The 13,498-nt window shown below is 55.2% G+C and carries 12 protein-coding genes and 1 pseudogene; 4 read left to right on the plus strand and 9 right to left on the minus strand.

Annotation, left to right across the window (positions count from 1 at the left end; translation table 11 throughout):
- Positions 1-49 precede the first annotated feature (49 nt).
- Positions 50-1,354, plus strand: coding sequence for an inosine/guanosine kinase (locus SERS4_RS0106320; RefSeq protein WP_012005583.1), 1,305 nt, complete (start codon positions 50-52; stop codon positions 1,352-1,354).
- A 165-nt stretch (positions 1,355-1,519) separates the two neighbouring features.
- Here the strand turns inward: SERS4_RS0106320 and ybaL are convergent, their stop codons facing one another.
- Both ybaL and SERS4_RS0106330 read right to left on the minus strand, forming a co-directional pair.
- Positions 1,520-3,211 (minus strand): YbaL family putative K(+) efflux transporter, encoded by a 1,692-nt coding sequence (ybaL, locus tag SERS4_RS0106325; protein WP_017891868.1) that lies wholly within the window; start codon positions 3,209-3,211, stop codon positions 1,520-1,522.
- Between the two features lie 245 nt (positions 3,212-3,456).
- A complete protein-coding gene (locus tag SERS4_RS0106330) occupies positions 3,457-4,677 on the minus strand; it encodes an MFS transporter (protein ID WP_017891869.1) in 1,221 nt (406 codons plus the stop codon).
- A 181-nt stretch (positions 4,678-4,858) separates the two neighbouring features.
- On the opposite strand from SERS4_RS0106330, the gene ushA reads away from it, so the two are divergent.
- Positions 4,859-6,514 (plus strand): bifunctional UDP-sugar hydrolase/5'-nucleotidase UshA, encoded by a 1,656-nt coding sequence (gene ushA / locus SERS4_RS0106335; RefSeq protein ID WP_017891870.1) that lies wholly within the window; start codon positions 4,859-4,861, stop codon positions 6,512-6,514.
- Positions 6,515-6,550: 36 nt separating this feature from the next.
- Here ushA and ybaK read toward each other — a convergent pair whose 3' ends face one another.
- The 3 genes and pseudogenes from ybaK to SERS4_RS0106350 form a co-directional block, all read right to left on the minus strand.
- A complete protein-coding gene (gene ybaK, locus SERS4_RS0106340; protein WP_012005587.1) occupies positions 6,551-7,030 on the minus strand; it encodes a Cys-tRNA(Pro)/Cys-tRNA(Cys) deacylase YbaK in 480 nt (159 codons plus the stop codon).
- 225 nt (positions 7,031-7,255) lie between these two features.
- Positions 7,256-8,059 carry a TraB/GumN family protein gene (locus SERS4_RS0106345; protein WP_017891871.1) on the minus strand — a complete coding sequence of 268 codons (804 nt, stop codon included), beginning with the start codon at positions 8,057-8,059 and terminating at the stop codon, positions 7,256-7,258.
- Positions 8,060-8,241: 182 nt separating this feature from the next.
- A pseudogene (locus tag SERS4_RS0106350) lies at positions 8,242-8,439 on the minus strand (cation transporter); the annotation flags it as partial.
- A 105-nt stretch (positions 8,440-8,544) separates the two neighbouring features.
- Here SERS4_RS0106350 and cueR point away from each other — a divergent pair.
- Positions 8,545-8,946 carry a Cu(I)-responsive transcriptional regulator gene (gene cueR / locus SERS4_RS0106355; RefSeq protein ID WP_012005590.1) on the plus strand — a complete coding sequence of 134 codons (402 nt, stop codon included), beginning with the start codon at positions 8,545-8,547 and terminating at the stop codon, positions 8,944-8,946.
- On the opposite strand, the gene SERS4_RS0106360 is transcribed toward cueR, so the two are convergent.
- Together SERS4_RS0106360 and SERS4_RS0106365 are read right to left on the minus strand one after the other, a co-directional pair.
- Positions 8,943-9,404, minus strand: a complete 462-nt coding sequence (locus SERS4_RS0106360) for an NfeD family protein (RefSeq protein WP_012005591.1) — start codon at positions 9,402-9,404, stop codon at positions 8,943-8,945. The two genes, cueR and SERS4_RS0106360, sit on opposite strands and share 4 nt — an antisense overlap.
- A gap of 2 nt (positions 9,405-9,406) precedes the next feature.
- A complete protein-coding gene (locus tag SERS4_RS0106365; RefSeq protein ID WP_017891872.1) occupies positions 9,407-10,312 on the minus strand; it encodes an SPFH domain-containing protein in 906 nt (301 codons plus the stop codon).
- A 265-nt stretch (positions 10,313-10,577) separates the two neighbouring features.
- On the opposite strand from SERS4_RS0106365, the gene cfa reads away from it, so the two are divergent.
- Positions 10,578-11,729 carry a cyclopropane fatty acyl phospholipid synthase gene (gene cfa / locus SERS4_RS0106370; RefSeq protein ID WP_012005593.1) on the plus strand — a complete coding sequence of 384 codons (1,152 nt, stop codon included), beginning with the start codon at positions 10,578-10,580 and terminating at the stop codon, positions 11,727-11,729.
- Positions 11,730-11,764: 35 nt separating this feature from the next.
- Here the strand turns inward: cfa and SERS4_RS0106375 are convergent, their stop codons facing one another.
- Positions 11,765-12,619, minus strand: a complete 855-nt coding sequence (locus tag SERS4_RS0106375) for a co-chaperone YbbN (RefSeq protein ID WP_026142243.1) — start codon at positions 12,617-12,619, stop codon at positions 11,765-11,767.
- 80 nt (positions 12,620-12,699) lie between these two features.
- On the minus strand, positions 12,700-13,476 hold the full coding sequence (locus SERS4_RS0106380) for an SDR family oxidoreductase (protein ID WP_012005595.1): 777 nt from the start codon (positions 13,474-13,476) through the stop codon (positions 12,700-12,702).
- Positions 13,477-13,498 lie beyond the last annotated feature (22 nt).

Genomic DNA, 13,498 nt, shown 5'->3' on the forward strand with positions numbered 1-13,498 from the left:
GGAATGTGCTAACATTCTCTGCCTGTTAACTGCCACTGCCGCCAATTAAATGAAATTTCCTGGTAAACGTAAGTCCAAACACTATTTTCCGGTGAACGCCCGCGATCCGCTCTTGCAGCAGGCTCAGCCCGAAAATGAAATCAGCACCTCTTATGTCGTCGGTATTGACCAGACGCTGGTGGATATCGAAGCCAAAGTGGACGACAGCTTCGTCCAGCGCTATGGCCTGAGTCTGGGGCATTCTCTGGTGATCGAGGATGACGTCGCCGAGGCGCTATATCAGGAATTGATCGACAACAATTTAATCACCCATCAGTTTGCCGGCGGTACCATCGGCAATACTTTGCACAACTATTCAGTGCTGGCGGATGACCGTTCGGTGCTGCTCGGCGTGATGTGCAGCAATATCAAGATTGGCAGCTACGCCTACCGCTATCTGTGCAATACCTCCAGCCGTACCGATCTTAACCACCTGCAGGCGGTTGACGGTGCTATTGGTCGCTGCTTCACGCTGATCGGTGAAAGCGGTGAGCGCACCTTCGCCATCAGCCCAGGGCAGATGAATCAACTGCGGCCGGAAAGCGTGACGGAAGAGGTGATTGCCGGTGCCTCGGCATTGGTGCTGACGTCCTATCTGGTGCGTTGCAAGGAAGGTGAGCCGATGCCGGCGGCGACCATGCAGGCGATCGAGTTTGCCAAAAAGCACGATGTACCGGTGGTACTGACGCTGGGCACCAAGTACGTGATCGCCGACAACCCGCAGTGGTGGCGCGATTTCCTGAAACAGCACGTTTCTATTCTGGCGATGAACGAAGATGAAGCGCTGGAGCTGACCGGGCTGAGCGATCCGCTGACCGCTTCTGACATGGCGCTGGAATGGGTCGATCTGGTGTTGTGTACCGCCGGGCCAAGTGGTTTGTATATGGCGGGTTACACCGAAGAGGCCAATAAGCGCGAAACTCAGCATCCGCTGTTGCCGGGGCATATTGCCGAATTCAACCGCTATGAGTTCAGCCGCGCGATGCGTCGTGAAAGCTGCGAGAACCCGTTCCGCATCTATTCGCACATTGCACCCTATATGGGCGGGCCGGAAAAAATCATGAACACCAACGGTGCCGGTGATGGGGCGCTGTCAGCGCTGCTGCATGATATTGCCGCCAACGGTTTTCACCGTAATAACGTGCCGAACTCCAGCAAGCACGTTCGCAGTTACCTGACTTACTCCTCGCTGGCGCAGGTGTGTAAATATGCCAACCGCGTCAGCTATCAGGTACTGAACCAGCATTCACCGCGTCTGACGCGCGGCCTGCCGGAACGAGAGGACAGCCTGGAAGAGTCTTACTGGGAACGGTAAAAACAAAAAGGTCCGGCTCGCCGGACCTCAGACTACTGACAAAGCCCGTTATTAGGGAGAGCGTGCCGAAGGGGTCGTAGCAGCTTTAGCTGCCGGAGCGCCCCTCGGTGCGCTAGGCCCGGGTATCTCGGATTCAAAGACGACTTTGTTATATCGAATGACCGATCAAATCGGGCAGCCGCCCATTTTCTCTTCTTCAGTCAGCGTATCCAACTTAAGGATATTCAGCATGCTGTTGGCGATTTCCCGTTCTCCCATCACCACCTGATTCGCCCCACGATCTGAGATATAGGATACTTCGTCATCGTAATGCGCCCGGGCGATAATCTCGATGTTGGGCCGCTTGGTTCGCGCAGAGGCTACGATCTCACCGGCCTCGTAACCATTTGGGATGGTCAACAACAGCCAGCGCGCGCAGTCTAGCCGTGCCAGATCCATCACTTCCGGATTGGCGGCGTTGCCCAGCACCGTTTTAATGCCCTGTTCACGCAATGCTTCAACCCGTGGCCGTGAGTTTTCGATCACCACCAGCGGAATACCGGCTTCGGCCAGCTTGGCCCCCAGCAGACTGCCGACGCGGCCATAGCCGACCACCAAAGCGTGGTTGCACATATCGACCGGGATCTGCTTCTCGTCCTCTACCGCTTCTTCCAGGATTTGGTCTTCTATGGTCTCGGTCTTGGCCAGATAACGTTCGAGCAGGGTGAACAGCAGCGGGTTAAGCATGATCGACAAAATAGCCCCGGCCAGCACCAGATTACGGCCATGCTCCGACATCATGCCCAGCGTGATCCCAAGCCCTGCCAGGATGAAGGCAAACTCGCCAATCTGCGCCAGGCTGGCGGAGATGGTCAGCGCGGTGCGTTTGGAGTGGCCGAACATTTTCACCAGCAGGAATGCGGCCGCCGATTTACCGAACACGATAATCGCCAGCGTTGCCAGCACCGCCAGAGGCTCGTTGATCAGGATCATCGGATCAAACAGCATGCCGACCGAGACAAAGAACAGTACGGCGAAGGCATCGCGCAGCGGTAAGGTGTCGTGGGCCGCTCGATGGCTCAGCTCAGACTCATTGAGCACCATACCGGCGAAGAATGCCCCCAGGGCAAAGGAAACATCGAACAGTTTCACTGCGCCATAGGCAATACCCAGTGCCAATGCCAACACCGCCAGGGTAAAGAGTTCACGTGAACCGGTACTGGCGGTTTTCGCCAGGATCCACGGCACCAGGCGACGGCCAACCACAATCATCAGCGCAATAAAGGCGATGACTTTACCAATGGTCACTGCCAACTCAATCAGTAACTGGCCGCTGCTGGCGTTATTATTGCCCAGCATATTGCCGAACGCCGGCAGCAATACCAGCGTCAGCACCATCGCCAGGTCTTCTACGATCAGCCAGCCGATGGCGATTTGCCCACGCTGACTATCAATCAACTGACGCTCTTCCAGTGCACGCAGCAGTACCACGGTACTGGCGGTGGATAAGCAAAGCCCGAACACCAGACCGGAAATCAAATCCCAGCCGAGCAGTTTCGATAGCCCCATACCCAGCAAGGTGGCAACGGCAATCTGGGCCACGGCACCGGGAATGGCGATATGTTTTACTGCGAGGAGGTCTTTAAGAGAGAAGTGGAGGCCAACACCAAACATCAACAAAATCACGCCGATTTCCGCCAGTTCCGGAGCCAGCGAGGTGTCGGCAACAAAACCGGGGGTAAAAGGGCCGGCGAGCACGCCTGCGGCAAGGTACCCGACCAGCGGGGAGATGCGCAGGCGATTCGCCAGCATACCGAGGAGGAAGGCGAGGACCAAGCCTCCGACAATGGTGGTGATTAACGGTGTTGAATTATGCATCCAGACTCCTTCTAGCTATGCATTGCAGCAGAGGGGAATCGCAACAGAGTTACGAAAAGATACATTTAGTTTATTGCATTTGTTCGCGACGTGCTTAGCTAAATATAGCTATTTTGCGAAAAAGCAGAGGATTCCGCTTTTGGTGTGCCAATGAGGAGATTTAACACTTAATAAGCCAAATAATATGGATTTGTGTGGGGGATGACCCGGTTTGGCGATGAATTCAAACCGGGCTTGTAGCAGGGTTATTGTGAGTTATGGTCCATATTGGGCAGCAATGCGGTAATAATGCCGATCAGTGGCAGGAAAGCACAGATTTGGTAGACCAGCTCGATACTGGTCAAATCTGCGACATAACCAAGAACTGCCGCACCTAATCCGCCCATGCCAAAAGCAAAACCGAAGAATAAACCGGAAACCATGCCCACTTTGCCTGGGATCAGTTCCTGAGCGTAAACCAGAATGGCAGAAAACGCCGAAGCGAGTATTACCCCTATAAACACCGTTAAAATGCCGGTCCAATACAGAGATGCATAGGGTAAAACAAGCGTAAATGGCGCTGCACCAAGGATGGAGCCCCAAATAACACGTTTTCGACCTATCTTGTCGCCAAGAGGCCCGCCGATAATGGTGCCTGCGGCTACGGCGAACAGGAAGGCGAACAGATGAAATTGGGCGTTTTGCACTGAAACACCGAACTTGTGCATCAGATAAAAGGTGTAATAACTGCTAATGCTGGCCAGATAGAAGTATTTGGAGAAAATCAGCACCAGCAGGATGCCAATGGCATAGGTAACCGTACGTTTCGGCAGCGGTTTCACCAAAGAGGCCGTTTTAGGCTGGCCTTTTGTTGCCCGATGCTGTTGTTGATACCATTTACTGACCTGCAATAGCACCACAATCGCCAGCAGCGCAGCCAGGGAGAACCAGGCGACGTTACCCTTGCCGTAAGGCGCGATAATCAGCGCCGCCAGCAATGGCCCGAGGGAACTGCCAAAGTTACCGCCCACCTGGAACAGTGACTGTGCCAGGCCATGTCGGCCACCGGAAGCCATCCGCGCCACACGGGAGGATTCAGGATGGAATACCGAAGAGCCGGTACCGACCAATGCCGCCGCCAACAGCACCAGCGGGAAGGTATTGGCCACGGACAGCAGCAGCAGTCCGCACAGGGTAAAACCCATGCCGATGGGCAGCGAATACGGCTGTGGATGTTTATCCGTGTAGTAACCAATCAGCGGCTGCAATAAGGACGCCGTGAGCTGGTAGGTCAGAGTAATCATGCCGATCTGCACGAAGCTGAGGCTGAAGTCAGCCTGCAGGATCGGGTAAATCGCCAGGATCAGCGATTGAATCATGTCGTTGAGCAGGTGAGAGACGCTGATGGCACCGAGAATCGAGAAAGCAGTCCCTTTAACCGCACTGCCCTTGGCCTGTGGCAGGGCGGTTTCGCTACGGTCGGTCATTTTATTATTAGCCTGGTAAGTTTTAGAGGACAGAGCAGATATCTTAGGCAAGATGTTCAATATTTACCATATCCGACATAATTTGACGCACATCGCAAAAATTTGAAATTAGTTGCCTTTGTTTCGCGCTACAATTTCGACCATCTCAAAAAAGCAGTTAAATATCATATGGAGTTCCGCCATGCGCTTTTCGTTAAAGACCACCGCATGCGCTTTGGCCGTGTCCCTGACTTTCCTGTCGGGAGCCGCCAGCGCCTGGGAAAAGGATAAGACCTACAACATCACCATTTTGCATACCAACGATCACCACGGCCATTTCTGGCAGAACGACCACGGTGAATATGGTCTGGGCGCACAAAAAACGCTGGTGGACAGCATTCGCCAGGAGGTCGCGGCCAAGGGCGGCAGCCTGTTGCTGCTGTCGGGCGGTGATATTAATACCGGCGTACCGGAATCCGATCTGCAGGATGCCGAGCCGGACTTCCGCGGCATGAATCTGGTGGGCTATGACGCGATGGCGATCGGCAACCATGAATTCGACAATCCGCTCAGCGTGTTGCGCCAGCAGGAGAAGTGGGCCACTTTCCCGCTGCTGTCGGCCAACATCTATCAGAAAAGCACCCAGCAGCGCCTGTTCAAACCCTATGCCTTGTTCGATAAACAGGGCATCAAGATCGCGGTGATCGGCCTGACTACCGATGACACCTCCAAGATTGGCAACCCGGAATATTTCACCGACATTGAGTTCCACGTGCCGGCGCAGGAAGCCAAACAGGTGGTGGAGCAACTGCGCAAGGAAGAGAAACCTGACGTGATCATCGCCGCGACCCACATGGGCCATTACGATGACGGCAACCACGGCTCCAATGCACCCGGTGACGTAGAAATGGCGCGCAGCCTGCCTGCCGGCTATCTGGATATGATCGTCGGTGGCCACTCGCAGGATCCGGTTTGTATGGCCGGTGAAAACCACAAGCAGGTGGATTATGTGCCGGGCACCCTGTGCTCGCCGGATCGTCAGAACGGCACCTGGATCGTGCAGGCGCATGAGTGGGGCAAGTACGTGGGCCGTGCCGATTTCCAGTTCCGTAACGGTGAACTGAAGCTGGTGCATTATCAGCTGATCCCGGTCAATCTGAAGAAAAAGGTGGAGAAAGCCGACGGCACCAGCGAGCGCGTCTATTACACCCAGCAGATCGCGGAAGATGCGTCGATGATGAAACTGCTGACGCCGTTCCAGGAAAAGGGCAAGGCGCAGCTGGACGTTAAAATTGGCAGCGTCAACGGCAAGCTGGAAGGCGATCGCAGCAAGGTGCGCTTTGTTCAGACCAACCTGTCACGCGTGCTGCTGGCAGCGCAGATGGAACGTGCCGAGGCCGACTTTGCCGTAATGAGCGGGGGCGGGGTACGTGACTCGATTGAAGCCGGTGACATTACCTATAAAAACGTGCTGAAGGTACAGCCGTTTGGCAACACGCTGGTCTACGTCGAAATGAAAGGCAGCGAGGTGGAGAAATACCTGGCGGTGGTGGCCAATATGAAAGTGGATTCCGGCGCCTACGCGCAGTTTGCCAACGTCAGCCTGACGGCGGACGGCAAGCAGGGCGTCAGCAATGTCAAAATCAAAGGCGAGCCGCTGCAGGCGGATAAAACTTACCGTATGGCCACGCTGAACTTCAATGCGCTGGGCGGTGACGGTTATCCGAAGCTGGATACTTTGCCAAGCTACGTCAACACCGGCTTTATCGATGCCGAAGTACTGAAACAGTATATCGAGAAACATTCTCCGCTGGATGCGGCGGCCTATGAGCCGAAGGGCGAGATTGTTTATCAGTAAGTGGTGGCAGGGGAGCCGCAAGGCTCCCCTGACTTTTCAATCGCGCTTGGCGATATCGGCGAAGCTGCCGGCCAGCAGCCGACAAAGATCCTCTGCCGCCAGCTCAATGTCCAGCCCGCGTTTGCCGCCGGAGACGTAAATGGTGGCGAACTGCTGTGCCGGGCTGTCAATCACCGTAGGCAGGCGCTTTTTTTGCCCCAGCGGGCTGATGCCGCCCACCAGATAACCGGTGACGCGCTGCGCCAGTACGGGATCGGCCATTTCGGCCTTTTTCGCCCCCAGTGCGCGGGCAACCTTCTTCAAATCCAATTGGCCAGCAACCGGCGTGACGGCCACCGCCAGATGTTTGGCATCGCCGTTCAGCGCCACCAGCAGCGTTTTATAGACGCGGTCGGCATCCAGTCCGAGCTTTTTCACCGCTTCATCACCGAAATTGGTTTCGGCACTGTCGTGATGATAGGAATGAAGGGTAAAGGCGACTTTTTGTTTCTCTAGCAGGATCACGGCGGGTGTCATTTGTTTTCCTATTTCTCCCACTGCTCAAGGTTGCAACGGGATGCAACAAAATTACAAAAATATAACGGTAACAGCAACCTGAGCAACGGCAGCGTAATGCGGGTTGCCAAGATGTTCACTCGGTTGCTACCCTGTCTATTGTAACCGTTAACAGGGTTACAATGCGTATAACTACAATACAAGAAATTCCTCTTTGACTGGCCAGTAGCGATATTGGCCACTTTTTTACTGCCCCTGCAGCATTGCCGGCAGATTATCCTCGCCGTACAGATGCAGCGCACCCACCGCTACCACGTAGTTACCGGCCGGTAACGCCTCCAGTTTTTGTCGCCAATCGCGATTGCGTTGATGCATCAGCACGTCGTAAAGATCGGCACTGAAAGTGGCTGGCAGGGTTTCCAACATACCGCTGGGTTTCGCGTCCAGCCACCAGCTCACCATGGTTTGCAGCAGCCGTGCGTTGGTATGCCAGTGTTCCAGCGTATCACGCAGCAGGGCCATGCCCCCTTCCGGTAACTGCTCCAGCATCGCCATTTGCTGCTGCGCGCCTTCCAGCTCAATCACCTTTTTATGCTGTGCTCTGGCCGCTTGCAGCAGTTGATAATCCACCCCGTATTCAGCGCGCAACCCCAAACGCTGAGCCTGGCGGGCCTGCATCATTAGCGCCACCTGCCAGCCGGGCAGGGTTGAAAAGGTTGCTGCATCGGTGCTCAGTTCCTGACACAGCGTCAGTAACTGCTGAAATTCGGGTTCAGAGAGACGTTGATCAAGTTCTGCTTGCTGTTCTATATGGTCAAACGGCGAGGCGGAGCCGGTAATATCGGCTTCAACAATCAAGGCATCTGCCTGCTTGAGGCGTGCGGCCAGTTTGGCCGGCAGCGGAGACATATCTACCGTACCCATATGAATGCTGCCGACCAGATGGAACTGACGATCGCCAGGCAGTCGAATATCCAGCGCCGGATAGGCGTAGGTCATGGGAGAGATCAGACCGAGAAAGGCGGCGATGCGGCGTAACAGTTGACCCATACAGCGTGGCTCCTGAATAACTTGTTCGCCTTTCAGCTTGAAAGGTGAGGGGCGTAACATTTACCCCATGCTAAACGCTATCAGGCAGACAAGAAAGTCTGAAGAGTGAAGGAATTATCCCAAAGAAAAAAGGGCGCATTGATGTGCGCCCCGTGGTCTTGGCTCGGCCTATGGGGAGGTTAGGCAAGGGTGGCTTGATAACCGGCCTGTTCCACCGCGTTAATCAGCATTTGTGGCGCGACATCGCCGGTCACTTTGGCGCTATCAAGGGCGACTTCCACGGCGCTAACGCCAGGCACGGCTTCTAAAGCTTTACGTGTGCTACCAACACAATGCATGCAGGTCAGCCCCTGCAATGCCAGTACGGTAATTTGTGACATGGTTCGATTCCTCTCAAGAACGGTGTTTAAAGGTTGACCGCTTTGCCTGTTTTCACTAAGAATGAAGGATAAACCTTCCAGCAAGGGGAAGGTCAAGGAGTGAAAATGAATATTAGCGACGTAGCGAAAAAAACCGGTTTAACCAGCAAGGCCATTCGCTTTTATGAAGAGAAAGGGCTGGTGACTGCGCCGATCCGTACCGACAACGGCTATCGCAGCTACAGCCCGAAGCACATCGAAGAACTGACGCTGCTGCGCCAGGCACGGCAGGTGGGATTTAATCTGGATGAATGTCGCGAGCTGGTGGCGCTGTTTAACGATCCGGCCCGCCACAGCGCCGATGTGAAAGCGCGCACGCTGCAAAAAGTGGCGGATATTGAAAAGCACATCGCCGAACTCGGTGAGATGCGCCAGCGTTTGGTGGCGCTGGCAGATCAATGCCCGGGTGATGACGGAGCCGAGTGCCCAATCATTAACAACCTGGCGGGCTGTTGCCATAAGCATTAACGGGCAATGGCGCGGATCACCAAAGTTATGCCTTCGACGGCAATGACTTCTACTTCGGTGCCCACCGCCAGGTCTTCACTGGCCTGCGCGCGCCAGCTGCTGTCGCCGATGTTAATACGGCCCATACCGTTGTGCATGGGTTCGGTCAGCGTAGCGCGGGTGCCAATCAACTGACGATTGCGTTGGTTCAGCACCTGCGAACCACTGGAAGCCGCTGCCGGGCGCTGGCGTAGCCAGTACCACCACAGGTAGGCCACCACCACGGTCAGTACGGCAAAAATCACCCCCTGCCACTCCCAGGCCAGCTGCGGCAGCAGCCAGACGATGGCGCCGACCACCACCGCCGATACGCCACTCCATAACAGGTAGCCGCTGGCCCCGAGCATTTCTGCCGCCAGCAGCAGCCCGCCAAGGGAAAGCCAAAACCAGTGCGGGTTTGCTGCAATTTGTTCGAGCATGATTACTTGCCTTTGTTGTCTTTCAACAGTTCGGCAATGCCACCAATGGAACCGAGCAGGCTGCTGGCGTCCAGCGGCATCATGATGACTTTACTGTTGTTGGCAGAGCCGATTTTTTGCAGCGCATCGGTGTATTTTTGTGCCACAAAGTAGTTCACCGCCTGGATATTACCGCTGGCGATAGCGTCGGAAACCAGTTGAGTGGCTCGCGCTTCCGCTTCAGCGGCACGTTCACGGGCTTCGGCCTGCAGGAACGCCGACTGACGTTCACCTTCCGCCTTGAGGATTTGCGACTGTTTGTCACCTTCGGCACGCAGGATGGCAGCCTGACGCACACCTTCGGCCTCCAGAATATCCGCACGCTTGGTTCGCTCGGCCTTCATCTGGGCGTTCATTGCCGAGATTAACTCTGCCGGTGGACGTACGTCACGGATCTCGATACGGGTGATTTTAATGCCCCACGGATTGGTGGCTTCGTCGACGATATGCAGCAGGCGGCTGTTGATGCTGTCACGCTGCGAGAGAATTTCGTCCAGCTCCATGGAGCCGAGCACGGTACGGAAGTTGGTCATGGTCAGGTTGACGATCGCCAGTTCCAGATTGCTGACTTCATAAGCGGCACGTGCCGGATCGACGACCTGGATAAAACACACCGCATCGATGGCCACGTTGGCGTTGTCGCGCGAGATAATTTCCTGCGAAGGAATATCCAGCACCTGCTCCATCATATTAATTTTTCTGCCGATGCGGTCCATAAACGGCACCACCAGGTTTAAACCGGGCATCAGCGTTTTGGTGTAGCGGCCGAAGCGTTCCACCGTCCATTGGAACCCCTGGGGAACAATTTTGACGCCGGCGAATACGATGATCAGTGCGACGACAATCACGATGGGAATAAGGGTAAACATGGCAAACCTCCTGTCAGACATATGTAAACAGATATTACGCCAGCTAGAGTGCAAAGACTAATATACCCGTCATCTTTCAAGTTGCAGCGTTGTTAGCTGCACTAGCATTAACATTCCAAATTGGCATGTTTCCAATAATTTTAATTCATTTCATGACGTTGTCCGTCTTGGCTAGAGTAAAAAGCATTGCCGCTTTTCACTTCGAATATTTGTCATTTTTATTTGCGACTATGCTTTTTGAAATGACATTTCTCCAAGGATTGTTATGGACTCAATCAGTGTTGATGAACTCGCCCCAAAAAAAGATCGTTGGTATCGCATTGTGGAGGAATTACTGTCCGCTGCCGGTATTGCCATCAATGGCAACCGTGCCTGCGATATCAAGGTACACAACCCGGCGTTGTTTAAACGTATTTTGCAGGAGGGGTCGCTGGGGTTCGGTGAAAGCTACATGGACGGCTGGTGGGACTGCGAGCGGTTGGACGCATTATTTACCCGCGTCCTGCAGGCCGGCGTTGATGAACGCTTGCCAAAAAATCTGAGCGACATTGCGCGCATCGCCTATACCCGGCTGTTCAACCTTCAGTCACGCAAACGCGCCTGGCAGGTGGGTAAAGAACATTACGATATCGGCAACGATCTGTTCCGTGCCATGCTCGATCCCTATATGCAATATTCCTGCGGTTACTGGAAAGAGGCCGATACGCTGGAGCAGGCGCAGTTGGCCAAGCTGAAAATGATCTGCGAGAAACTGCAGTTGAAACCGGGCATGTCGTTGCTGGATATCGGCTGTGGCTGGGGTGGGCTGGCGCAGTATGCCGCGGAAAACTACGGCGTAACAGTGCATGGTGTGACCATTTCCGCCGAGCAGCAAAAACTGGCGCAGGAGCGCTGCGCCGGTCTTGAGGTCGAAATTGTGCTGCAGGATTACCGTGACTTGAACCGCCAGTTTGATCGTATTGTTTCAGTCGGCATGTTTGAACACGTGGGGCCGAAAAACTACGACACTTACTTCCGTGTTGCCGCGCGTAATCTTAAGCCCGACGGTTTGTTCCTGCTGCACACCATTGGCGCCAACCAAACCAATCTTCACGTCGATGCCTGGATAAACAAGTATATCTTCCCCAATGGCTGTCTGCCTTCGGTGCGCCATATTGCCCAAGCCAGCGAAGGGCGCTTTGTGATGGAGGATTGGCACAATATCGGCGCCGATTACGATCGCACGCTGATGGCCTGGTATGAGAATTTCAAACAGGCGTGGCCGATGCTGTCCGAGGGCTATTCTGAACGTTTCGAACGGATGTTTACCTATTACCTGAACGCCTGCGCCGGAGCATTCCGCTCGCGTGATATTCAACTGTGGCAGGTGTTGTTCAGCCCGAAAGGCGTTGAAGGTGGGGCACGGGTTTACCGTTGAGAAGGGAGGGGCGCAGCGGACTACGCCCCGAACTATCAGTACAACAGCGAATACAGCTGGCGGCGGTATTTGGCGGCCAGCGCATCGCCGGTGCCCAGTGCGGCCAGAATATCCATCAATGTTTTACGCGCGCTGCCGTTGGCGGCGGCGAGATCTTTCTTCAGATGCCCGATCAACAGCTCCAGCGCTTCTTCATTGCGCCCAACCTGATGCAGTTGCAGCGCCAGCTGCACGGCTAAATCGACGTTCTCCGGCTGTTGATCTACCTGCTGTTGCAACAGCTGAATTTCCGGCGTGTCGGCGGCCTGTTTCAGCAGTTCAATCTGCGCCAGCAGGCCCTGATAACGGGTATCTTTATCCTGCAACGGAATGGTCGCCAGCACGGCTTCGGCTTCTTCAGTGCGGTTCAGCGCGATCTGGGTTTCCGCCAGCGTCAAACCGATATCACTGCGTTGCTGGCTCGCTTGCCAGGCGTCTTTCAACAGCGGCAGTGCTTCTGCCGCATTGCCTTCGGCCAACAGCTCGGTCGCCTGCGCCAGTTTCAGATCTTCTTCCTTCGGCAGGAAACGCTGCAGGAATTCACGGATCATTTCTTCCGGCTGCGGGCCCTGGAAACCGTCGACCGGCTGGCCGTCTTTGAACAGATATACCGTCGGCAGCGAGCGCAGGCCGAATTGAGCGGCGATGGCCTGCTCGGCGTCACAATCCACTTTTGCCAACAGGAACTGGCCGGCATATTCCGCCGCCAGCTTATCGAGTATCGGGGTGAGTTGCAGACAGTGTTGGCTGCGATCCGACCAGAAGTAGAACACCACCGACATGGACATTGACTGTTCCAGCGTCTGGTGCAGGTTTGTTTCGTTAATATCAACAACAGCTTGAGCTAGCATGTAATTTTCTCTCTGATCTTGCGGAGCCATTGGCTTTTAGATGGGGGCGGGACGGCATTCTTCAACCCCGGCCAGCCAAATTAACCGTTGCTGCGTAACACCCAGTCCAGACAGCGGCCGGGCAGGATGCGGCGTAATACGCTGAGCGCGTGCGCCAGCAGGGTCACCGGATACCGCAGCTTGGCCCTTGGGCTTTCCAGCGCGTGGCGCAGTTTGGGCAAAATGGCTTCCGGCGGTAGTGTGAGGCGTTTGGCAATGCCGGGGTTGTGCACCGGTTTATCGCTCTGCGCCTGATTAACGTTCTGGGTAAAGTGGGTGGTGAGCGGGCCGGGTTCTATCAGGCTGACCTGAATGCCCGTGCCGTGCAGCTCCATCCGCAGCGCGTCGGACCAGGCTTCCAGCGCAAACTTGCTGGCAGCATAGGCACCGCGCCCGGCACTGGACACCAGCCCCATCACCGAACTGGTCTGAATAATACGCCCCTCGCCGTGCGGCAGCATCGCCGGCAACAGCAGCTGGGTTAATTGATGGGTGCCGAACAGATTGGTGGCGAATTGGCGTTCCAACTGCTGCCGCGAAATGCTGCTCAGCGGGCCGTAAACGCCAAAACCGCCGTTGTTGAACAGGCCATACAGGCGGCCGCCGGTCAGTTCGATCACCTGTGCGGCAGCGCGTTCGACGCTGTCACTGTCGTCCAGATCCAGCTCAATGCCTTCCAGCCCAAGCTGACGCATATTTTCAACGTCCTGCGGCTTGCGACAGGCGGCCAGCACCCGGTAGCCACGGTTACGCAGATCCTGCGCGGCAATCAATCCAATCCCGCTGGAACAGCCGGTTATCAATACTGCTTTTTGCATAACTTTACCTAGTGTACAACCC

Source organism: Serratia sp. S4 (assembly GCF_000347995.1).
GTDB classification, from domain to species: Bacteria; Pseudomonadota; Gammaproteobacteria; order Enterobacterales; family Enterobacteriaceae; genus Serratia; species Serratia quinivorans.

Excerpts from the sequence above, each read along its gene's own strand:
- SERS4_RS0106320 (WP_012005583.1), top strand. The coding sequence starts at position 50 with ATGAAATTTCCTGGTAAACGTAAGTCCAAACACTATTTTCCGGTGAAC.
- ybaL (WP_017891868.1), bottom strand. The coding sequence starts at position 3,211 with ATGCATAATTCAACACCGTTAATCACCACCATTGTCGGAGGCTTGGTC.
- SERS4_RS0106330 (WP_017891869.1), bottom strand. The coding sequence starts at position 4,677 with ATGACCGACCGTAGCGAAACCGCCCTGCCACAGGCCAAGGGCAGTGCG.
- ushA (WP_017891870.1), top strand. The coding sequence starts at position 4,859 with ATGCGCTTTTCGTTAAAGACCACCGCATGCGCTTTGGCCGTGTCCCTG.
- ybaK (WP_012005587.1), bottom strand. The coding sequence starts at position 7,030 with ATGACACCCGCCGTGATCCTGCTAGAGAAACAAAAAGTCGCCTTTACC.
- SERS4_RS0106345 (WP_017891871.1), bottom strand. The coding sequence starts at position 8,059 with ATGGGTCAACTGTTACGCCGCATCGCCGCCTTTCTCGGTCTGATCTCT.
- cueR (WP_012005590.1), top strand. The coding sequence starts at position 8,545 with ATGAATATTAGCGACGTAGCGAAAAAAACCGGTTTAACCAGCAAGGCC.
- SERS4_RS0106360 (WP_012005591.1), bottom strand. The coding sequence starts at position 9,404 with ATGCTCGAACAAATTGCAGCAAACCCGCACTGGTTTTGGCTTTCCCTT.
- SERS4_RS0106365 (WP_017891872.1), bottom strand. The coding sequence starts at position 10,312 with ATGTTTACCCTTATTCCCATCGTGATTGTCGTCGCACTGATCATCGTA.
- cfa (WP_012005593.1), top strand. The coding sequence starts at position 10,578 with ATGGACTCAATCAGTGTTGATGAACTCGCCCCAAAAAAAGATCGTTGG.
- SERS4_RS0106375 (WP_026142243.1), bottom strand. The coding sequence starts at position 12,619 with ATGCTAGCTCAAGCTGTTGTTGATATTAACGAAACAAACCTGCACCAG.
- SERS4_RS0106380 (WP_012005595.1), bottom strand. The coding sequence starts at position 13,476 with ATGCAAAAAGCAGTATTGATAACCGGCTGTTCCAGCGGGATTGGATTG.